The sequence below is a fragment of the Streptomyces sp. CA-181903 genome (assembly GCF_050937075.1).
Lineage (GTDB): Bacteria > Actinomycetota > Actinomycetes > Streptomycetales > Streptomycetaceae > Streptomyces.
In genome coordinates this window covers 1,964,152-1,982,722 of the sequence record NZ_JBNJLY010000001.1, presented here as the reverse complement: position 1 = coordinate 1,982,722, position 18,571 = coordinate 1,964,152, and the positions used below count along the sequence as shown (strand labels likewise).

Below are 18,571 nucleotides of genomic sequence, written 5' to 3'. Positions count from 1 at the left end.
GTCCTCAAACGCCGGACGGGCTGATATTCAGCCCGTCCAGCGATTGAGGAGGGACCGGGGCTCACACCACCGCGCCGCGCCCCGGATCGTCCTCGTCCTCGTCCCCGTCCCGCATGCGCAGCACCAGCGTGGCGAAGCCGCCCAGGAAGCCGCCGATGCCCAGGGTGGTGATCCACCAGGTCAGTTCCTGCCGGAGCAGGACCATGAGGAGGAGGAGCAGCGGGCCGCCCAGGACGGCGATCCAGGCGAAGCGGGAGGTGACGTCGCCGGTGGGGAGGGGCGGGGGCTCCGGGGGACGAAGTGGCCCTCGTCGTCGTCCTCGTCCAGGGGGTCGGGGGCGGGCGCGTCGCGGGGGCCGACGCCGGGGGCGTAGACGATGAAGCCGCCCGGGCGGTCGGACGGCGGCGCTGTGGGAGTGGCCGGGGCCGGGGGCGGTTCCGCGGCCGTGGGGCGCGCGTCGTCGCCCGTCGCGGGCCAGTGGCCCTTCTCCGGGTCGGGCTGCTCGCCGTAGGCCGCGACGAGTTCCGCCCAGGCGGCGTCCTCGTCCAGTGGGTCGCGGCTGTCGTCGCGGTCGTGGCCCGCGTCGCGCTCAGCCACGGGAGGCCGTTCCCCGCGGGGCGGTCCCCTGCGTGGTGGTGCCCTGCCGGGTGAGACGGGTGATGAACGCGTGCGTGTCCTCGAAGACCGCGGGGGCGTCGTGGTCCAGGGTGGCCACGTGGTAACTGCGCTCCAGCAGCCGCTCCGTGACGTCCCGGGAGGAGACCCGGGCCAGGATGCGGGCGGAGTCGGCCGGCGGGACGACGTGGTCCTCCGGGCTGTGCATCAGCAGCAAAGGCTGCGTCACCTGGGGCAGTTCGCGGTCCACGAGCTGGAGGAAGCGGTGGAAGGAGTAGGCGGCGTGCAGCGGGACCCGGTCGTATCCCACCTCCCGGCAGCCGGGCTTGGCGATGTCACTGGCGATGCCGGCCGAGGACGGGACCAGGTGGCGCAGCAGCGGCAGCGCCTTGACGCCGAGGCCGTGCACCTTGTTGGCGGGGTTGACGACGGCGACGCCGGAGACCGCGTCCCCGTGCCGGGCGGCGAGCCGCAGGGCCAGCGCGCCGCCCATGGACAGCCCGCAGACGAAGACCCGCGCGCAGCGCTCGCGCAGGGCCCGCAGTTCGCGGTCGACCTCGGCGTACCAGTCCTGCCAGCCGGTGATCTGCATGTCCTGCCAGCGGGTGCCGTGCCCCGGCAGCAGGGGGAGCGAGACGGTGAGGCCGCGCCCGGCGAGGTGGTCGGCCCAGGGCCGTACGGACTGCGGGGAACCGGTGAAGCCGTGGCAGACGAGCACGCCGACCTCTCCGCCGTCATGGCGGAACGGCTCGGCGCCGGGGAGGAGCGGCACCGGGATCTCCGATCGATGGAGCGTGACCGCGGGCACGACGCGCGGCGGCCGCGGAAGGACAGGGTCTGTCCCTCAGCCTACGCGGAGCGCCGCATCGCGGGTAGGCGGGTTAAGGTCTCCTCGTCACACACAGGAGGTTCTCGGTTGTTCTACGGCGCTATGAAGCTGTCCATCGGCGGGTCGCTGAAGCTTGCCTTCCGGCCCTGGGTGGAGGGTTTGGAGAACGTGCCCGCCGAGGGGCCCGCGATCCTCGCGAGCAACCACCTGTCGTTCTCGGACTCCTTCTTCCTTCCCGCGGTGCTGGACCGGAAGATCACGTTCATCGCGAAGCAGGAGTACTTCACCTCCCCCGGGGTCAAGGGGAAGCTGACGGCCGCCTTCTTCAAGGGCGTCGGCCAGCTCCCGGTGGACCGCTCCGGCGCCCGCGGCGCGGGCGAGGCGGCCATCAAGAGCGGCATCGAGGTGCTGGAGCGCGGTGAGCTCTTCGGCATCTACCCGGAGGGCACCCGGTCCCCCGACGGCCGCCTCTACCGGGGCAAGCCGGGCGGCCTGGCCCGGGTGGCGCTGGCCACCGGGGCGCCGGTGCTGCCCGTCGCGATGATCGACACGGAGAAGATCCAGCCGCCCGGCAAGGTGATGCCCAAGCTGATGCGGCCCGGCATCCGGATCGGCAAGCCGCTGGACTTCAGCCGCTACCACGGCATGGACGGCGACCGCTTCATCCTCCGCTCGGTGACCGACGAGGTCATGTACGAGATCATGAAGCTCTCCGGCCAGGAATACGTGGACATCTACGCCACGGCCGCCAAGCGGCAGATCGCCGAGGCCGCGAAGAAGAAGGCCGAGGAGGAGAAGGAGGCCGAGAAGGCCGCCAAGGCCGCCGGTCTCGACCAGCCGGCGGAGAAGCGGAAGCGGCGCCGGAGCGAGTAGCGGTGGCGGGCCGGGGGGCCCGGAAACGGGGACGGACGGGAGCGGGCGGGGGATGACGGACGGCGGGGGTACGAGGCGTTCGGGCGGCCGGGTACGCATGTCGGTGGAGCTGCCGCTGTGGCGGGCGCTCACCGGGTACCGGATCGTCACCCTCTGCTACGCGCTCGTCCTCTTCGTCCCGGCGTACCACGAGTACGCCCACCCGCTGGGTGCCGCGCTCTACATGGGCGTACTCACCCTGTGGACGCTGCTCACCTGGAACCGCGTCTCCTCCGCCGAACGCTGTACCCGCCGCTTCCTCGTCGTCGACCTCGCCGTCGCGCTGAGCGGCATCCTCCTCACCGGCGTGCTGGACACCCGGTTCCGGGTCGAGGACGGCGCCGCCACCCTCCCGTCCGTCTGGACCGCCGGCGCGGTCCTCGGCTGCGCCATCAAGGGCGGCTGGCGGTGGGCGGCCGGTGCCGCCACCCTCGTCGCCCTCGCCAACGCCGTCGAACGCGAGGGGCTGCCCCGCGACACCCTCCACGACGTCCTGCTCGTCTGGGTCGCCAGCATCGCCATCGGCTACGTCGTCGAGGTCGCCCGCGTCAGCGAGCGCACCCTCGCCCGCGCCCTGCAGATCGAGGCGGCCAACCGCGAACGCGAACGGCTGGCCCGGGACATCCACGACAGCGTCCTCCAGGTGCTGGCCATGGTCCAGCGCCGGGGCGCCGCCCTCGGCGGCGAGGCCGCCGAGCTGGGCCGGATGGCCGGCGAGCAGGAGATCGCGCTGCGCACCCTGGTCGCCGGCGGCCTGGTGCCGCCGCGCCGGCCGCAGGGGGCCTCGGGAGCCCGGCCCGCCGACGCCCCGGCCGAGCCCCTGCCCGTACCCGCCGCCCGCCCGCCCGAGGGCCCCTGCGACCTGCGGGCCCTCCTCGCCCCCTACGCCGGCCCCGCCGTGACCTTCTCCGCGCCCGGCACCCCCGTTCTGCTGGAGTCGGCCGCCGCGGCCGAGCTCGCCGCGGCCGTCGGCGCCGCCCTGGACAACGTCGAACGGCACGCGGGCGAGGACGCCCGGGCCTGGATCCTCGTCGAGGACGAACCCGGCCAGGTGATCGTCAGCGTGCGCGACGACGGGCCCGGCATCCCCGAGGGCCGGCTGGCCGACGCGGAACGGGAGGGGCGGATGGGCGTCGCCCTGTCCATCCGCGGGCGCCTCCGCGACCTCGGGGGCACGGCGGAACTGGTCTCCGTGCCCGGACAGGGCACGGAAGTCGAACTGACGGTCACACGGCCGGTCCCACGGGCCGCGCAGGTCCCGGGTGTCCCGGCTGTTTCACGGAAGAGTGAGGTGTGATGACGGTCGCCGCGGAACAGGCCGTGAAGGTGATGGTGGTCGACGACCACCCGATGTGGCGCGACGCCGTCGCCCGGGACCTGGCCGCCGCCGGGTTCGACGTGGTCGCCACCGCCGGCGACGGCCCCCAGGCCGTCCGCCGCGCCCGCGCCGCCGCCCCCGACGTCCTCGTCCTCGACCTCAACCTGCCCGGCCTGCCCGGCGTCGCGGTCTGCAAGGAACTCGTCGGCGAGAACCCCGCGCTGCGCGTCCTCGTCCTCTCCGCGAGCGGCGAGCACGCCGACGTCCTGGAGGCCGTGAAGTCCGGCGCCACCGGCTACCTGGTCAAGTCCGCCAGCACGGAGGAACTCCTCGCCGCCGTCCGCAGCACCGCCGCCGGCGACCCCGTCTTCACCCCCGGCCTGGCCGGGCTCGTCCTCGGCGAGTACCGGCGCCTCGCCGCCGAACCCGCCCCCGCCGCGCCCGCCTCGGGGCCTTCCGCCCCGGAGGCGCCCCGGCTCACCGACCGCGAGACCCAGGTGCTCCGGCTCGTCGCCAAGGGCCTCTCCTACAAGCAGATCGCCGAACGGCTGGTTATTTCCCACCGGACGGTGCAGAACCATGTGCAGAACACCTTGGGCAAGCTCCAGCTGCACAACCGGGTGGAGCTCGTCCGCTACGCCATAGAGCGAGGTCTCGACGACGCCTGAGCCACCGGTCTCCCGCGGCCGGGCGAATCGTCCCGGCTGGAGGGAAGGTGTGCGTCATGCGCGTCGGAGTGCTGACCGGCGGGGGCGACTGCCCCGGGCTCAACGCGGTCATCCGGGCCGTCGTCCGCAAGGGCGTCCAGGACCACCAGTACGAGTTCACCGGCTTCAGGGACGGCTGGCGCGGGCCGCTCACCGGCGCCGCCGTCCCCCTCGACATCCCGGCCGTCCGCGGCATCCTGCCCCGCGGCGGGACCGTCCTCGGCTCCTCGCGGACCAACCCCTTCAAGGAGCGCGACGGCGTCCGCAGGATCCGCGAGAACCTGACCGCCCTCGGCGTCGAGGCCCTCATCGCCATCGGCGGCGAGGACACCCTCGGCGTCGCCGCCCGGCTCTGGGAACAGCACGGCGTCCCGTGCGTCGGCGTCCCCAAGACCATCGACAACGACCTCTCCGCCACCGACTACACCTTCGGCTTCGACACCGCCGTCAACATCGCCACCGAGGCCATCGACCGGCTGCACACCACCGCCGAGTCCCACATGCGCGTCCTCGTCGTCGAGGTCATGGGCCGGCACGCGGGCTGGATCGCCCTCCACTCCGGCCTCGCGGGCGGCGCCAACGTCATCCTCATCCCCGAGCAGCGCTTCGACCTCGACGAGGTCTGCGGCTGGGTCACCTCGCGGTTCCGGGCCAGTTACGCGCCCATCGTCGTCGTCGCGGAGGGGGCCATGCCGGTGGACGGGGACCTGGTGCTGAAGGACGCCACCGTCGGGCTGGATTCCTTCGGGCACGTCCGGCTGTCCGGGGTGGGGGAGTGGCTCGCCAAGGAGATCGAGCGGCGCACCGGGAAGGAGGCCCGGACGACCGTGCTCGGGCACATCCAGCGGGGTGGGACGCCGAGCGCTTTCGACCGGTGGCTGGCGACGCGGTTCGGGCTGCACGCGATCGCCGCGGTGCGGGAGGGGGCGTTCGGGCGGATGGTGGCGTTGCGGGGGACGGAGATCGTGCGGGTGCCTCTGTCCGAGGCGACGGCTTGTCTGAAGACGGTTTCCGCGGAGCGGTACGAGGAGGTGAAGGTGCTCTTCGGCTGACGCCGGGGGGTTGCCCCTGTCCCGCCCCTTCACCGTTTCTTGCAGGGGCTGCGCCCCCGCACCCCCGAGCGCACCTTCGGTGCGCGTCCTCAAACGCCGGACGGGCTGATTTCAGCCCGTCCGGCGTTTGAGAGCCCCCGCAGGGGCCTGCTAAAGCTCAGGCCCGTCCCCCGGTACCTCCTGGTACGAATACCGCTGCTCCCGCCACGGGTCCCCCACGTTGTGGTAGCCGCGCTCCTCCCAGAAGCCCCGCCGGTCCGCGGTCATGTACTCCACGCCCCGGACCCACTTCGGTCCCTTCCACGCGTACAGGTGCGGGACCGCCAGCCGTACCGGGAAGCCGTGCTCGGCGGTCAGCAGTTCGCCGTCCTTGTGGGTGGCGAAAATGGACCGGTCGGAGGCGAAGTCGGAGAGCCGCAGGTTGGAGCTGTAGCCGTACTCGGCCCAGACCATGACGTGCGTGACGTCCGGGGCGGGCGGGGCGAGTTCGAGGATCGTGCGGGTGGCGACGCCGCCCCACTCGGCGTCGAGGACGCTGTACTTGGTGACGCAGTGCAGGTCCGCGACCACCGTGGTGTACGGCAGGGCCGAGAACTCGTCGTGCGTCCAGCAGTGCTTGTCTCCGTCGGCGGTCGCGCCGAAGACCCGGAACTCCCACCGTTCCGGCCGGAACCGCGGCACGGGTCCGTAGTGGGTCACCGGCCAGCCACGCTGGAGACGCTGCCCCGGAGGCAGCTGGAGATGTTCCCCTTCGCGGCTTTCCGACTGACCCGACCGACCCGACTGACCCATGTCTCCATGGTGTCAGACACCGGCGGATGTCGATGACCGGGGGCCGCCCGCTGTCCGGACAACTCCCACTAAGTGTGCACTTACTGGACGGTCCGGGAGGCCGGTGCGAGGATGCGCGCATCCTGCCGGTATGAGCTTGGGAAGGAGCCCGCGCGATGCAGGGCGACCCGGAGATCATCGAATTCCTCAACGAACAGCTGACGGGCGAGCTGACCGCCATCAACCAGTACTTCCTGCACGCGAAGATGCAGGAGCACCACGGCTGGACCAAGATCGCGGAGCACACGCGGGCGGAGTCGTTCGACGAGATGCGGCACGCCGAGGTCCTCACGGACCGGATCATCTTCCTGGAGGGGCTGCCCAACTACCAGCGGCTGTTCCACGTCCGCGTCGGGCAGACGATCACCGAGATGTTCCAGGCCGACCGGCAGGTCGAGGTCGAGGCCATCGACCGGCTGCGGCGCGGGGTGGAGGTGATGCGGGCCAAGGGCGACATCACGTCGGCCAACATCTTCGAGTCGATCCTCGCGGACGAGGAGGATCACATCGACTACCTCGACACCCAGCTGGAGCTGATCGAGAAGCTGGGCGAGCCGCTGTACCTGGCGCAGTACATCGAGCAGACGAGCGGCGAGGCGTCGCGCTGACCCGGGAGCCGCCTCGGCCCGGTCGCTAGGCCGCCCGGGCGATTCCGTCCATGGGCGGGGTCACGGGCGGTGCCGACGGCGGTGTCAACGGCCGCGCGGGCGGAACGGACGGGACGGAAGGCGCCGGTCCGTTCCCCTCGGCGCCCAGCGGGTCCCGGGAGCCCTGGTCCACCAGCTCCCGCCGCGGGCAGGCGCCCCGGCCGAGCAGGGCCTGGACGCGCCGTACGCAGCTGCCGCAGTCCGTGCCGGCCTTGGTCGCGGACGCGATCTGCCGGGGCGTGCACGCGCCGTTCTCCGCGTGCTCACGCACCTGCTGCTCCGTGATGCCGAAGCACGAGCAGACGTACACGCGGTCACCGCCTCGCCGGAAAGGGAAGATCAAAAAGGTAGGTAACCCTTACCTTACCTGTCCCGCTCCGGCGGCGACAACGTACGGCGGCGCGCAGAGGCGCAGAAGGGGCGCGGATCACAGATCCGCGCCCCTCGCGTATGCCGGCTCGGCGGCCCCTACTGGTCCCGGTACATCTCCGCGACCAGGAAAGCCAGGTCCAGCGACTGACTGCGGTTCAGCCGCGGGTCGCAGGCCGTCTCGTACCGCTGGTGGAGGTCGTCGACGAAGATCTCGTCGCCGCCGCCCACGCACTCGGTGACGTCGTCACCGGTGAGCTCGACGTGGATGCCGCCCGGGTGGGTGCCCAGCGCCTTGTGGACCTCGAAGAAGCCCTTGACCTCGTCCAGCACGTCGTCGAAACGGCGGGTCTTGTGGCCCGAGGCCGCCTCGAAGGTGTTGCCGTGCATCGGGTCGGAGACCCACGCCACCTGGGCGCCGGACGCCGTGACCTTCTCCACCAGGGTGGGCAGCCTGTCGCGGATCTTGTCCGCGCCCATCCGGGTGATGAACGTCAGCCGGCCCGGCTCGCGCTCCGGGTCCAGCCGCTCGATGAGGGTCAGCGCCTCCTCGGGCGTGGTCGTCGGACCCAGCTTGACCCCGATCGGGTTGCGGATCTTCGACGCGAACTCGATGTGCGCCCCGTCCAGCTGCCGGGTGCGCTCGCCGATCCACACCATGTGGCCCGACACGTCGTAGAGCCGGCCGGTCCGCGAGTCGACGCGGGTCAGCGCCGACTCGTAGTCCAGGATCAGCGCCTCGTGGGAGGCGTAGAACTCGACCGTCCTGAACTCCTCCGGGTCCACCCCGCAGGCGTTCATGAAGTTCATCGCCCGGTCGATCTCCCGCGCCAGCTGCTCGTAGCGCTGGCCGGAGGGCGAGGAGCGGACGAAGTCCTGGTTCCAGGCGTGCACCTGGCGCAGGTCCGCGTAGCCGCCGGTGGTGAAGGCGCGCACCAGGTTCAGCGTGGACGCCGACGCCTGGTACATCCGCTTCAGCCGCTGCGGGTCCGGGGTCCGCGCCTCCGGCGTGAAGGCGAAGCCGTTGACCGAGTCGCCCCGGTAGGTCGGCAGGGTCACGCCGTCCCGGGTCTCGGTCGGCTTCGAACGCGGCTTGCTGTACTGGCCGGCGATCCGGCCGACCTTGACGACCGGCACCGAACCGGCGTACGTGAGCACCGCCCCCATCTGGAGCAGCGTCTTGAGCTTGTTGCGGATCTGGTCCGCGCCGACCGCGTCGAACGCCTCGGCGCAGTCGCCGCCCTGGAGCAGGAACGCCTCACCCCGGGCCACCGCGGCCAGACGCTGACGCAGCTGGTCGCACTCACCGGCGAAGACGAGGGGGGGATAGCCGGCGAGCTCGTCGATCACATCGCGCAGAGCCTCTTGGTCCGGCCAGTCGGGCTGCTGCGCCGCGGGCAGGGACTGCCACGTCGCCTGGGCGGCGACAGCTTCGATATCAGCGTTCACGGTCACATCTCAACCCTACGGGGTCACGGGGACCATTTTGGCCGATGCCCACTTCATGAGACGGATCGGATCAGAACTGTGGAGCTGTCAGCGTCCGCGGGGACCACGCCCCGAGCGACGCGCCCGACCACCCACGGGTCACGAACGTGTACTAAGGTTCCGGCATGCTCGCGCTTTCGCACCAGAACTGGTGGTGGACCGCTCATCCGGCGGCCCACTGACTGCGCGTACCCAACCGACGCGAGGCCGCCCGAGGGGCGGCCTTCGGCGTTTTCGGGCCCGGCCGTTCCTCTCCCCCCCACCGGAAGGAACCCCCGTGCACGACACGACCGCCGCCGCCCTCCCCGCCCTTGTGGCCCGTCTCACCGCCCCGGGCCACCCGCCCTTCGCCCTGTTGCACCGCCGCACCCCGGGGCTCGCCGGGGACACCGTGGAACTGCTCACCGGGCCGGTCGCCGAGGCCGGGCGGCTGGCGGACATCGCGCTGCCGGACGGGCCGCCCGCGCAGGGCGGCCGGGTGCACGACGCGCTGGCCCTCGTCCCGTTCCGCCAGCTGCGCGAGCGCGGCTTCGAGGTCCACGACGACGGGACGCCGCTGCTCGTCCTGCACCCCGAGGAGACGCACGAGCTGCCGCTCGCCGACGTCCTCGCCGCGCTGCCCGCGCACGAGGTGCGGGTGGAGGGCGGCGCGTTCGACATCGGCGACGAGGAGTACGCGCGGATCGTCGAGCGGGTCGTCCGGGACGAGATCGGCGGCGGCGAGGGCGCGGACTTCGTCGTCCGGCGCACCTTCGAGGGGGAGGTGCACGGGTTCGGGGCGGCCGACGCGCTCGCCCTCTTCCGCCGGCTGCTGTCCGGTGAACGCGGCGCGTACTGGACGTACGTCGTGCACACCGGCGACCGGACGCTCGTCGGGGCGAGCCCCGAGGTCCATGTGCGGATGTCCGGCGGCACCGTGGTGATGAACCCGATCAGCGGCACCTACCGCTACCCCGCCGAGGGGCCCTCCGCCGACGGGCTGCTCGCCTTCCTCCACGACCGCAAGGAGGTGGAGGAGCTGTCCATGGTCGTGGACGAGGAGCTGAAGATGATGTGCACCGTCGGCGACCGGGGCGGCGTGGTGATCGGCCCGCGGCTGCGCGAGATGGCCCACCTCGCGCACACCGAGTACGAACTGCGCGGACGGTCGTCGCTGGACGTGCGGGAGGTGCTGAAGGAGACGATGTTCGCGGCGACGGTCACCGGGTCGCCCGTGGAGAACGCCTGCCGCGTCATCCGCCGCCACGAGGCCGGCGGGCGCGGCTACTACGCGGGCGCCCTCGCCCTCATCGGCCGCGACGCGGACGGCGCCCGGACCCTGGACTCGCCCATCCTCATCCGCACCGCCGACATCGACCGGCGCGGCCGGCTGCGGCTCTCCGTCGGCGCCACCCTCGTCCGGCACTCCGACCCGCACGGCGAGGTGGCCGAGACGCACGCGAAGGCGGCGGCCGTCCTGGCGGCGCTCGGCGTCCGGCCGCCCACCGGCCGCCCGTCCGCCGGTGCCCCCGCCCGGCTCGCCGACGACCCTCGGGTGCGGGCCGCGCTGGACGCGCGGCGGGCGGATCTGGCGCCGTTCTGGCTGCGGATGCGGGAGCCGTCGTCCGGGGCGCTGCCCGGTACGGCGTCCGGACACGCGCTGGTGATCGATGCCGAGGACACGTTCACCGCCATGCTCGCCCACCTGCTCCGGGCCTCGGGACTCGCCGTCACCGTCCGGCGCTTCGACGAGCCCGGCCTGCGCGAGGCGGCCCTCGCCCACGAGGGCCCGGTCGTCCTCGGGCCCGGCCCCGGCGACCCGTCCGCCGTCGCCGACCCCCGCGTGCGGCTGCTGCGCGGGCTGACCGCCGACCTCCTCGCCGGCCACCGGCACGGCCTCCTCGGCGTCTGCCTCGGGCACGAACTCATCGCCGCCGAGCTGGGTTTGGACATCGTCCGGAAGGCGGTCCCCTTCCAGGGCGCGCAGGAGCGGATCGACTTCTTCGGGGTGCCGGAGACGGTGGGGTTCTACAACACGTTCACGGCGCGGTGTGATGCGGCGGTGGCGGGGGAGCTGGCGGCACATGGGGTCGAGGTCGCGCGGGACCTCGGGAGTGGTGAGGTGCATGCGTTGCGTGGGCCCGGGTTCGCCGGGGTGCAGTTTCATCCGGAGTCGGTGCTGACGTTGGATGGGGTGGGGGTGGTGGGGCGGCTGCTGGCCGCGGTGGCAGCCGTAGCGTGAGGGTGCCCCGGTCCCTCCCCTTCGCCGATTCCTGGGGGCTGTGCCCCCAGACCCCCCTTATCGCGGCTTCGCCGCTCGTCCTCAAGCGCCGGACGGGCTGATTTTCAGCCCGTCCGGCGCTTGAGGACAACCGCGCGGAGCGCGGTTTCAGGGGGTCCGGGGCCCTCCCCGGGAAACGGTGAGAGGGCGGGACCGGGGCACCCCCCACGGGGCGTCAGCCCCGCAACTCCTTCAGCCGCGCCACATCCGCCGCATGGCCATCCTTGCCGCCAGGCGTCTCGATCGTCAGCGGCACCCCCTCCGTCTCCGGGTGGGAGAACAGATCCGCGAACGGGGCGGCCCCGATATGCCCCGAGCCGATGTTCTCGTGCCGATCCTTGTGCGCCCCGGCCACATCCTTGGAGTCATTCGCGTGGATGAGGCCGAGCCGGCCGGGGCCGACGACGGCGACCAGTTCGTCGAGAGCCGCCTTCATCCCGCCGGGAGCGGCGAGATCATGGCCCGCCGCGAACAAGTGGCACGTGTCGAGGCAGACGCCGAGCTTCGGGTGCTGGTCGAGGACCTCGAAGTAGGGGCCCAGGTCGGCGATCCAGGAGCAGAGGGACGCGCCCTGGCCGGCCGTCGGCTCCAGGAGGAGGCGGGGGTCGTCGTCGTGCGTCAGCTCGTCGAGGAGGGGGAGCAGGCGTTCGCCCACCTGCGTCAGGGCCTCGGCGCGCGGGCGGCCGCCGGTGGCGGAGCCGGTGTGGACCACGACGCCGCGGGCGCCGATCCGCCGGCCCCGGCGGAGGGAGTGGCGGAGCGAGTCCACCGAGCGTTCGGCGGTCGCCTCCGTGTGGGAGCCGAAGTTGATCAGGTAGGGCGCGTGGACGTAGACCGGCAGCCCGGCCTCCGCGCAGCCCGCGCGGAACTCCTCGTCCTGCCGCGGACTGCCGGGCGGGGTCGCCCAGCCGCGCGGGTTGGCGACGAAGACCTGTACGGCCTCGGCGCCGATCTCGCGGGCGTACGGCAGGCCGGTGCGGGCCAGGCCGCCGGCCACCGGGATGTGGCCGCCGACGGGGTTGCGGGGTATGCCCGCCGTCACGGCACCGGACATCACAGCGCCGGACATCACAGTGCTCCCTTGAGGCGGATGGTGATCGTGTCGCCGCGGGCGGCCTTGTCGCCGGCCCGGACGGACTGGCTCTCCACGGAGTCCTTGGGGAAGAAGAACGGCCGGTCCACCCGGACCTGGAAGCCGGCGGAGGTCAGGATCCGCTTGGCGTCGGCCTCGTTGCGGCCGGTGACGTCCGGGACGGTGAGCATCTCCTTGCCCTTGGACAGGGTGACGGTCACGGTGTCGCCCTTGGCCGCCTGCACGCCCCGGGCGGGGGACTGCTCGGCGACGTCGCCCTTCTCCCGGTCGGAGTACACCTGCGCGTCCGAGACCTTGATCCGCAGGCCCGCGTCGCTCAGCGTGGACTGGGCGTCGTCGGGCGACAGGCCGGACACGTCCGGCACCTCCACCGGCTCGCCCTTGCTGACGATCAGGGACACCGGGGAGTCGGGGCGGCGCGCGTCGCCGCCCCGGGGGTCGCTGGAGAGCACCTCGCCCTGCGGGGTCTCGTCGCTGAACTGCGTCCGGACGTCGCCGACGGTCAGGCCCGCCTGGGCGATCCGTTTCTTCGCCTCGTCCAGCCGCATGCCCACGACGTTCGGGACCTCGGCCCGCTCCGGGCCGCGGGAGACGACGACGGTCACCCGGCCGGTGTTCCGGATGCGCTCGCCGGGCTTGGGGTCGGTGGACATCACATGGCCGCGCTCGACGGTGTCGCTGAACTCGGGCTGGACGCGGACCTTGAGCCCCGCCTTGTCCAGCTTCTTCTCCGCCTGCGCCTGGGTGAGGTCCAGCACGGCGGGGACGGACGTGAACTGCCCGGTGTTGATGTACCAGACGCCCGTGCCGGCCAGCAGGGCCAGCAGCACGCCGGCCACGACCAGCACCGCGCGCCGCGGCCGCCGCCGCAGGGCGGCGAACCGGCGGGGGCGGGCCGGGGAGCGGGCGGCGGCGGGGGCTCGGGCGGGCCGTCGAACCGCGCCGTCATGTCCATCGGGTCCGGTTCGGGCGCCTCCGCCGGAGGCAGCGGCTGCGCGGTGACCGGACGCGGCAGGACGCTCGTCGCCTCCTCGTCGTCGCCCGCCACCGCCGGGCCCGCGGCCAGCGGCGGACGGGCGTCCAGCTGCTCGCGGGTCAGCGTGGCGCGGGCGGCCCGGACCAGGCCCAGCATGCCGACCGCGTCCGACGGGCGCAGCTCCGGATCGCGGGCCGTGGCCACCGTCACCAGGTCGTCCAGCTCCGGGGCCAGCCCCGGGACCTCCTGCGACGGCGGCGGCACGTCCCGGTGCAGGTGCTGGTAGAGGACCTGGGCCGGGCTGGCGCCGCTGTGCGGCTTGACGCCGGTGAGCATCTCGTAGAGGACGACGCCGCAGGCGTAGACGTCGGTGCGGGTGTCCGCCGTGCCGTGCTCGATCTGCTCGGGGGCCAGGTAGGAGACGGTGCCCAGGATGGAACCGGTGTTGGTGGCGCTGTTGGTGCCCACGGTGCGGGCCAGGCCGAAGTCGGCGACCTTGACCCGGCCGTCGTCGCCGATCAGCACGTTCTCCGGCTTCATGTCCCGGTGCACCAGGCCCGCGCGGTGGGCGGCGCCCAGCGCGGCCAGCACCGGCTCCGTGATGTCCAGCGCCGCCCTCGGCTGGAGCGCGCCCCGCTCGCGCAGCACGTCCCGCAGGGTGCAGCCGGCCACGTACTCCATCGCGAGGTAGACGTATCCGCCGTCCGTCCCCTGGTCGTAGACGCTCACCACGTTCGGGTGGTCCAGGCGGGCCGCGGACTTGGCCTCCCTAATGAAGCGTTCGACGAAGACCTTGTCCGCGGCGAGCGCTGGGTGCATCACCTTGACGGCGAGCACCCGGTCGAGCCGGGTGTCCAGGGCCCGGTACACCGTGGCCATGCCGCCCGCGGCCACCCGCGCCTGAATGCGGTAGCGGCCGTCGAGCAGCTGGTCGACGAGAGGGTCCGGCAAGGTCGTGTCCACGGTTGACGAGTCTACGAGTGATCGGCGGGGAGCTGTGCGGTTGTGGGGCCGGACGGTGGTGTGTGCCCCGGTCCCTCCCCTTCGCCGATTCCTGGGGCTGCGCCCCAGACCCCGCTTGTCGCGGCTTCGCCGCTCGTCCTCAAACGCCGGACGGGCTGGAAAACCAGCCCGTCCGGCGTTTGATCAGCGCGCGCTGAACGCCGGCCGCTCCGGGTCCAGGACGGCCAGGCCCTCGCGGGGCGACGACGCCTCCGCGAAGTGCCGCCGCGGGATCCGGCCCGCCCGGTGCGCGAGGCGCCCCGCCTCGACCGCGTGGCGCATCGCCTCCGCCATCAGCACCGGCTCCTGGGCGCGCGTCACCGCCGAGGCGAGCATCACCGCCGCGCAGCCCAGCTCCATGGCGAGCGCCGCGTCCGACGCCGTGCCGGCGCCCGCGTCCAAGATGACCGGAACATTCGCCCGCTCGGTGATGAGCTGGAAATTGTGCGGGTTGCGGATCCCCAGCCCGGAGCCGATGGGGGAACCCAGAGGCATGATCGCGGCGCAGCCGGCGTCCTCCAGGCGGCGGGCGAGGACCGGGTCGTCGTTGGTGTAGGGGAGGACGGTGAAGCCGTCGTCCACGAGGATCTCCGCCGCGTCGAGCAGCTCGATCGGGTCGGGCAGCAGGGTCCGCTCGTCGGCGATGACCTCCAGCTTCACCCAGTCGGTGCCCAGCGCCTCGCGCGCCAGCCGGGCGGTGAGGACGGCCTCGCCGGCGGTGAAGCAGCCGGCGGTGTTGGGCAGCACCCGGATGCCGTGCCGCTCCAGGACCGAGAGGACCGAGCCGCGGACCGCCGGGTCGAGGCGGCGCATGGCGACGGTGGTCAGTTCGGTGCCGGAGGCGAGCAGGGCCCGTTCCAGGACGTCGAGGCTGGGCGCGCCGCCCGTCCCCATGATCAGGCGGGAGGCGAAGGGGGTGCCGGCGATGGTGAGCACGTCGTCCGCCACGTCAGCCTCCCTGCACCGCGGTGAGGACCTCGACGCGGTCGCCGTCGCGCAGGGGCGTGTCCGCCCAGCTGCCGCGCGGGACGACGGCCTCGTTGACGGCGGCGGCCACGCCGCCCGGGGAGCCGGCGCCCGTGAGGCCGGTGACGACGGTGGCGAGGGTCGTCCCGGGCGGGACGGCGCGCCGCTCGCCGTTGACGTGGATGGTGTGGACGTCGGTCATGCGGAGGGCTCCTGGGCGAGGGCGGACGGGGTGGCGCCGGGCGCGGCGAACCGGCGGGGGGTGAACGGGCGGGCCTCCTCGGGCAGCCGCCCGGTGGTCAGCACTTCGGCCATGACGTCGCCGGTCAGCGGGGTCAGCAGGACGCCGTTGCGGTGGTGGCCGGTGGCCAGGTGCAGGCCCGGCAGGTCCGTCGGGCCGAGGAGGGGCGCGTTGTCGGGGGAGCCGGGGCGCAGCCCGGCGGAGGTCTCGGCGAGCGGCAGTTCGGTGAGGCCGGGCACCAACTCGTGCGCGTCACGCAGCAGTTCGTAGACGCCGCCGGCGGTGACGGTGGTGTCCCAGCCGAGCTCCTCGGTGGTCGCGCCGATCACCAGCTCGCCGTTCTCCCGGGGCACCAGGTAGACGGGGTTGCCGCGGACGACCGCGCGGACGGTGCGGGAGAGGAACGGCCGCACCGCCTCGGGGACGCGCAGCCGCAGGGTCTGGCCCTTGACCGGGCGGACCGGCGGCAGGACGTCGTCCGGCAGCCCGGCCATCCGGCCGCTGTGGCTGCCGGCCGCCAGGACGGTCTGGCCGGCGGAGATCCGCCGCCCGTCGGCGAGTTCGGCGCCCGCGGCCCGGTCGCCGTCGAGCAGCACCCGGGCGACGGCCGTGCGGTGCAGGGCCACTCCGGCGCGTTCGCAGGCGGTCAGCAGGGCGGCGGCCAGCCGCCGGGGGTCGGTCTGGTGGTCGCCGTCCACCCGCAGGCCGCCCTGGACGCCCGGGGCGAGCATCGGTTCCAGGCGGCGGCACTCGCGGCCGGTCAGCCACTCCGCCTCCAGCCCGCAGCTCCGCTGGAACGCGCCGAGTTCGCGCAGGTGGGCGCGGTCGTCGGCGTCGAGGGCGACGGCGAGGGTGCCGCAGGCGCGGTAGCCGGTGTCCCGGCCGCTGGCCTCCTCCAGCTCGGCCGTGAACGCGGGGTAGCGGCGGGCCGAGGCCAGGTTGAGGGCGAGCAGAGCCTGCTCGCCGTAGTGCAGTTCGGTGACGGCGGCCAGCATCCCGGCCGCCACCAGGGCGGCCCCGCCGCCGGGCGCCGGGTCGGCGACGGCGGTCCGCAGGCCCCGCTGGGCGGCCCGCCAGGCGGTCACCAGGCCGATGATCCCGCCGCCGATCACCAGGACGTCGTACGGTCCGGTGCGCGTAGACGCGTGCATGGGCGTCCAGCCCCTCCCTTCGCCGGCATGACCCGGATCAGGTTCGTACGGTCGGAGGCCGTCCAGCCTCCCTCTCAGCCCGGTCCGTCCGGGCTCCCGCGAGTGCTTGTGCACCGGCCACCCTAGTACGGTCCGCGAACGCGGCGGAAGGCGGCGGGGACCGGCCCGGGGGCGCGCGGCGCGGTGGTGTTGTGTCGGAGGTCTCGCCGCACGGTGCTCCGGGAGACCTCGCCCGCCCGCCTACAGTGATCGGGTGAGTGAGCAGACGAACACCCGCAGTGGTACGGCCCCCGACGAGCCGGTGGGAGGCGCGGCGCGGCGGCGCGTCGTCGTCGCCGGCGCGGGCATGGCCGGCGTGCAGACCGCCGTCGCCCTCCGCGAACAGGGCTGGGAGGGCACGATCACCCTGCTGGGCGCCGAACCGCACCCGCCCTACGACCGGCCGCCGCTGTCCAAGGCGGTGCTGCTCGGCAAGGCGGACGGGTCCGCCTTCGAGGTCGACTTCGCCTCCCTGGACATCGAACTCGCCCTCGGCCTGGAGGTCACCGGGCTGCGCCCCGCCGATCACGAGGTGGACACGCCGCGCGGCCCCGTCCCGTACGACGTCCTGGTGGTGGCCACCGGCGCCGAGCCGGTCCGGCTGCCCGGCGCCGAGGACCTGCCCGGCGTCCACCTGCTGCGCACCCTGGACGACGCGGAGCGGCTGCGGCCGCTGCTGGAGCGGAAGGGCGACGTGGTCGCCGTCGGCGCCGGCTGGATCGGCGCCGAGTTCGCCACCGCCGCGCGCGAGGCCGGCTGCCGGGTGACCGTCGTCGAGGCCGCCGACCGCCCGCTCGCCGGCGCGCTGCCCGCCGAGGTCGCCGCGCACATGGCCGACTGGTACGAGCAGAGCGGCGCCCGGCTGCTCACCGGCGCCCGGGTGGCGGCCCTGGAGCCCGGTGCCGTGCTGCTGGCCGACGGCACCCGGCTGACCGCCGACGCCGTCGTCGTGGGCATCGGCGCGCGGCCCGCCACCGGCTGGCTCGCCGGCTCCGGCGTCGAGCTCGCGGCGGACCGCTCCGTCGTCACCGACGACCGGCTGCGGACGTCCGTCCCGGACGTGTACGCGGTCGGGGACTGCGCCTCCTTCCCCTCCGCGCGGTACGGCGAACGGCTCCTCGTCCACCACTGGGACAACGCCCTCCAGGGGCCGAAGACCGTCGCCGCGAACATCGTGCACGGGCCGGCCGAGGGGCCGGTCTACGACCCGGTGCCTTATTTCTGGTCCGAGCAGTTCGGGCGGTTCGTGCAGTACGCGGGGCATCACGCCGCCGCCGACGAGCTGGTGTGGCGCGGAGATCCGGCGGGGGCGGCGTGGACCGTGTGCTGGCTGCGGGACGGGGTGCTGGTGGCGGTGCTGGCGGTGGGGCGGCCGCGGGATCTGGCGCAGGGGCGGAAGTTGATCGAGCGGGGCGCGGTGGTGGACCGGGGGCGGGTGGCGGACGCCGCGGTGCCGCTGAAGGCGGCGGTGGGGTGAGGTTGCCCCGGTCCCTCCCGCAGAGGGGCACCCCCATTCGCCGATTCCTGGGGGCTGCGCCCCCGGACCCCCTTGTCGCGGCTTCGCCGCTCGTCCTTAGACTCCCCAGAGGGGGCACCCCCAACGGGCTGAACCGCCTCCCCCGGGTGTCCCCGGGTACCGGGTGTCCGTGGCGGATGGCAGGCTTGTCCCGTGACCGAGATTGACACGAAGACCGATGCCCTCGTTTCCGAGTGGCTCACCCTCCCCGACATCGCCGAGATGCTCGACGTGGAGGTGACGCGCGTACGGCAGCTGGTGAAGGAGGGCCGGCTGATCGCCGTGCGCCGCGGGGAGAACCGGGTGCTGCAGGTTCCCGCCGCCTTCATCGACGAGGGCGAGGTGGTGAAGGGCCTGGCCGGGACCCTGACGCTGCTCAAGGACGACGGGTTCACCGACGAGGAGATGCTGGAGTGGCTGTTCACTCCGGACGAGTCCCTGCCGGGTACGCCCGCGCAGGCGCTGCGGGAGAATCGCGGCACGGAGGTGAAGCGGCGCGCCCAGGCGCTCGCCGTCTGACCGTTCCGCAGTGAACAGCCCGCGGTGCGCGGGCGGGCCC

The 18,571-nt window shown here is 73.6% G+C and carries 17 protein-coding genes, 2 pseudogenes and 1 riboswitch; of the genes and pseudogenes, 9 read left to right on the top strand and 10 right to left on the bottom strand.

What is annotated here, in order from left to right:
- Window positions 1-61: 61 nt before the first annotated feature.
- Window positions 62-597 (bottom strand): annotated as a pseudogene (locus tag ACQEVS_RS08625) (hypothetical protein).
- The gene (locus tag ACQEVS_RS08620) at window positions 590-1,387 is read right to left on the bottom strand and encodes an alpha/beta hydrolase (RefSeq protein WP_433017482.1); all 798 of its coding nucleotides are present in this window, start codon (window positions 1,385-1,387) and stop codon (window positions 590-592) included. Before ACQEVS_RS08620 ends, ACQEVS_RS08625 begins: the two are co-directional and overlap by 8 nt.
- A 159-nt stretch (window positions 1,388-1,546) precedes the next feature.
- On the opposite strand from ACQEVS_RS08620, the gene ACQEVS_RS08615 reads away from it, so the two are divergent.
- The 4 genes from ACQEVS_RS08615 to ACQEVS_RS08600 are packed head-to-tail and all read left to right on the top strand — an operon-like array spanning window position 1,547 to window position 5,433.
- The gene (locus ACQEVS_RS08615) at window positions 1,547-2,317 is read left to right on the top strand and encodes a lysophospholipid acyltransferase family protein (protein WP_433027390.1); all 771 of its coding nucleotides are present in this window, start codon (window positions 1,547-1,549) and stop codon (window positions 2,315-2,317) included.
- A gap of 52 nt (window positions 2,318-2,369) precedes the next feature.
- Window positions 2,370-3,653 (top strand): MacS family sensor histidine kinase, encoded by a 1,284-nt coding sequence (macS, locus tag ACQEVS_RS08610; RefSeq protein WP_433017479.1) that lies wholly within the window; start codon window positions 2,370-2,372, stop codon window positions 3,651-3,653.
- Window positions 3,653-4,342, top strand: coding sequence for a response regulator (locus ACQEVS_RS08605; protein WP_433017476.1), 690 nt, complete (start codon window positions 3,653-3,655; stop codon window positions 4,340-4,342). Before macS ends, ACQEVS_RS08605 begins: the two co-directional genes overlap by 1 nt.
- Window positions 4,343-4,398: 56 nt before the next feature.
- On the top strand, window positions 4,399-5,433 hold the full coding sequence (locus ACQEVS_RS08600; RefSeq protein WP_433017473.1) for a 6-phosphofructokinase: 1,035 nt from the start codon (window positions 4,399-4,401) through the stop codon (window positions 5,431-5,433).
- A gap of 150 nt (window positions 5,434-5,583) precedes the next feature.
- On the opposite strand, the gene ACQEVS_RS08595 is transcribed toward ACQEVS_RS08600, so the two are convergent.
- Window positions 5,584-6,225, bottom strand: a complete 642-nt coding sequence (locus tag ACQEVS_RS08595) for a sulfite oxidase-like oxidoreductase (protein ID WP_433017470.1) — start codon at window positions 6,223-6,225, stop codon at window positions 5,584-5,586.
- A gap of 155 nt (window positions 6,226-6,380) precedes the next feature.
- Between ACQEVS_RS08595 and bfr the strand changes: the two genes are divergently transcribed.
- Window positions 6,381-6,872 carry a bacterioferritin gene (gene bfr / locus ACQEVS_RS08590; RefSeq protein WP_433017467.1) on the top strand — a complete coding sequence of 164 codons (492 nt, stop codon included), beginning with the start codon at window positions 6,381-6,383 and terminating at the stop codon, window positions 6,870-6,872.
- A 25-nt stretch (window positions 6,873-6,897) separates the two neighbouring features.
- Here the strand turns inward: bfr and ACQEVS_RS08585 are convergent, their stop codons facing one another.
- Window positions 6,898-7,221, bottom strand: a complete 324-nt coding sequence (locus ACQEVS_RS08585; protein WP_433017464.1) for a (2Fe-2S)-binding protein — start codon at window positions 7,219-7,221, stop codon at window positions 6,898-6,900.
- 158 nt (window positions 7,222-7,379) lie between these two features.
- Window positions 7,380-8,735, bottom strand: a complete 1,356-nt coding sequence (locus ACQEVS_RS08580; RefSeq protein ID WP_433017461.1) for a class II 3-deoxy-7-phosphoheptulonate synthase — start codon at window positions 8,733-8,735, stop codon at window positions 7,380-7,382.
- A gap of 158 nt (window positions 8,736-8,893) precedes the next feature.
- Here ACQEVS_RS08580 and ACQEVS_RS08575 point away from each other — a divergent pair, with 158 nt between their 5' ends.
- Window positions 8,894-8,950, top strand: a complete 57-nt coding sequence (locus ACQEVS_RS08575) for a trp operon leader peptide (protein WP_185945293.1) — start codon at window positions 8,894-8,896, stop codon at window positions 8,948-8,950.
- A gap of 95 nt (window positions 8,951-9,045) precedes the next feature.
- Window positions 9,046-10,989: an anthranilate synthase family protein gene (locus ACQEVS_RS08570; protein WP_433017458.1), complete on the top strand. Its 1,944-nt coding sequence runs from the start codon at window positions 9,046-9,048 to the stop codon at window positions 10,987-10,989.
- Between the two features lie 214 nt (window positions 10,990-11,203).
- Here the strand turns inward: ACQEVS_RS08570 and ACQEVS_RS08565 are convergent, their stop codons facing one another.
- The 5 genes and pseudogenes from ACQEVS_RS08565 to thiO form a co-directional block, all read right to left on the bottom strand.
- Window positions 11,204-12,097 (bottom strand): deoxyribonuclease IV, encoded by an 894-nt coding sequence (locus ACQEVS_RS08565; protein ID WP_433017455.1) that lies wholly within the window; start codon window positions 12,095-12,097, stop codon window positions 11,204-11,206.
- Window positions 12,097-14,060: pseudogene (pknB, locus tag ACQEVS_RS08560) on the bottom strand (Stk1 family PASTA domain-containing Ser/Thr kinase). Before pknB ends, ACQEVS_RS08565 begins: the two are co-directional and overlap by 1 nt.
- 183 nt (window positions 14,061-14,243) lie before the next feature.
- A complete protein-coding gene (locus ACQEVS_RS08555) occupies window positions 14,244-15,047 on the bottom strand; it encodes a thiazole synthase (RefSeq protein WP_433017452.1) in 804 nt (267 codons plus the stop codon).
- A 1-nt stretch (window position 15,048) separates the two neighbouring features.
- Window positions 15,049-15,267: a sulfur carrier protein ThiS gene (thiS, locus tag ACQEVS_RS08550; protein WP_433017449.1), complete on the bottom strand. Its 219-nt coding sequence runs from the start codon at window positions 15,265-15,267 to the stop codon at window positions 15,049-15,051.
- Window positions 15,264-16,457 (bottom strand): glycine oxidase ThiO, encoded by a 1,194-nt coding sequence (thiO, locus tag ACQEVS_RS08545; RefSeq protein WP_433017446.1) that lies wholly within the window; start codon window positions 16,455-16,457, stop codon window positions 15,264-15,266. The genes thiS and thiO overlap by 4 nt, the downstream gene beginning before the upstream one ends.
- Window positions 16,455-16,567: riboswitch (TPP riboswitch) on the bottom strand. Its footprint overlaps the gene before it by 3 nt.
- A 143-nt stretch (window positions 16,568-16,710) precedes the next feature.
- On the opposite strand from thiO, the gene ACQEVS_RS08540 reads away from it, so the two are divergent.
- A complete protein-coding gene (locus ACQEVS_RS08540; protein WP_433017443.1) occupies window positions 16,711-17,973 on the top strand; it encodes an NAD(P)/FAD-dependent oxidoreductase in 1,263 nt (420 codons plus the stop codon).
- A 192-nt stretch (window positions 17,974-18,165) separates the two neighbouring features.
- On the top strand, window positions 18,166-18,531 hold the full coding sequence (locus ACQEVS_RS08535; RefSeq protein WP_433017440.1) for an Rv2175c family DNA-binding protein: 366 nt from the start codon (window positions 18,166-18,168) through the stop codon (window positions 18,529-18,531).
- Window positions 18,532-18,571: the final 40 nt, after the last annotated feature.

Excerpts from the sequence above, each read along its gene's own strand:
- ACQEVS_RS08600 (WP_433017473.1), top strand. The coding sequence starts at position 4,399 with ATGCGCGTCGGAGTGCTGACCGGCGGGGGCGACTGCCCCGGGCTCAAC.
- macS (WP_433017479.1), top strand. The coding sequence starts at position 2,370 with ATGACGGACGGCGGGGGTACGAGGCGTTCGGGCGGCCGGGTACGCATG.
- ACQEVS_RS08565 (WP_433017455.1), bottom strand. The coding sequence starts at position 12,097 with ATGTCCGGCGCTGTGATGTCCGGTGCCGTGACGGCGGGCATACCCCGC.
- ACQEVS_RS08615 (WP_433027390.1), top strand. The coding sequence starts at position 1,547 with ATGAAGCTGTCCATCGGCGGGTCGCTGAAGCTTGCCTTCCGGCCCTGG.
- thiS (WP_433017449.1), bottom strand. The coding sequence starts at position 15,267 with ATGACCGACGTCCACACCATCCACGTCAACGGCGAGCGGCGCGCCGTC.
- ACQEVS_RS08595 (WP_433017470.1), bottom strand. The coding sequence starts at position 6,225 with ATGGGTCAGTCGGGTCGGTCGGGTCAGTCGGAAAGCCGCGAAGGGGAA.
- bfr (WP_433017467.1), top strand. The coding sequence starts at position 6,381 with ATGCAGGGCGACCCGGAGATCATCGAATTCCTCAACGAACAGCTGACG.
- ACQEVS_RS08605 (WP_433017476.1), top strand. The coding sequence starts at position 3,653 with ATGACGGTCGCCGCGGAACAGGCCGTGAAGGTGATGGTGGTCGACGAC.
- thiO (WP_433017446.1), bottom strand. The coding sequence starts at position 16,457 with ATGCACGCGTCTACGCGCACCGGACCGTACGACGTCCTGGTGATCGGC.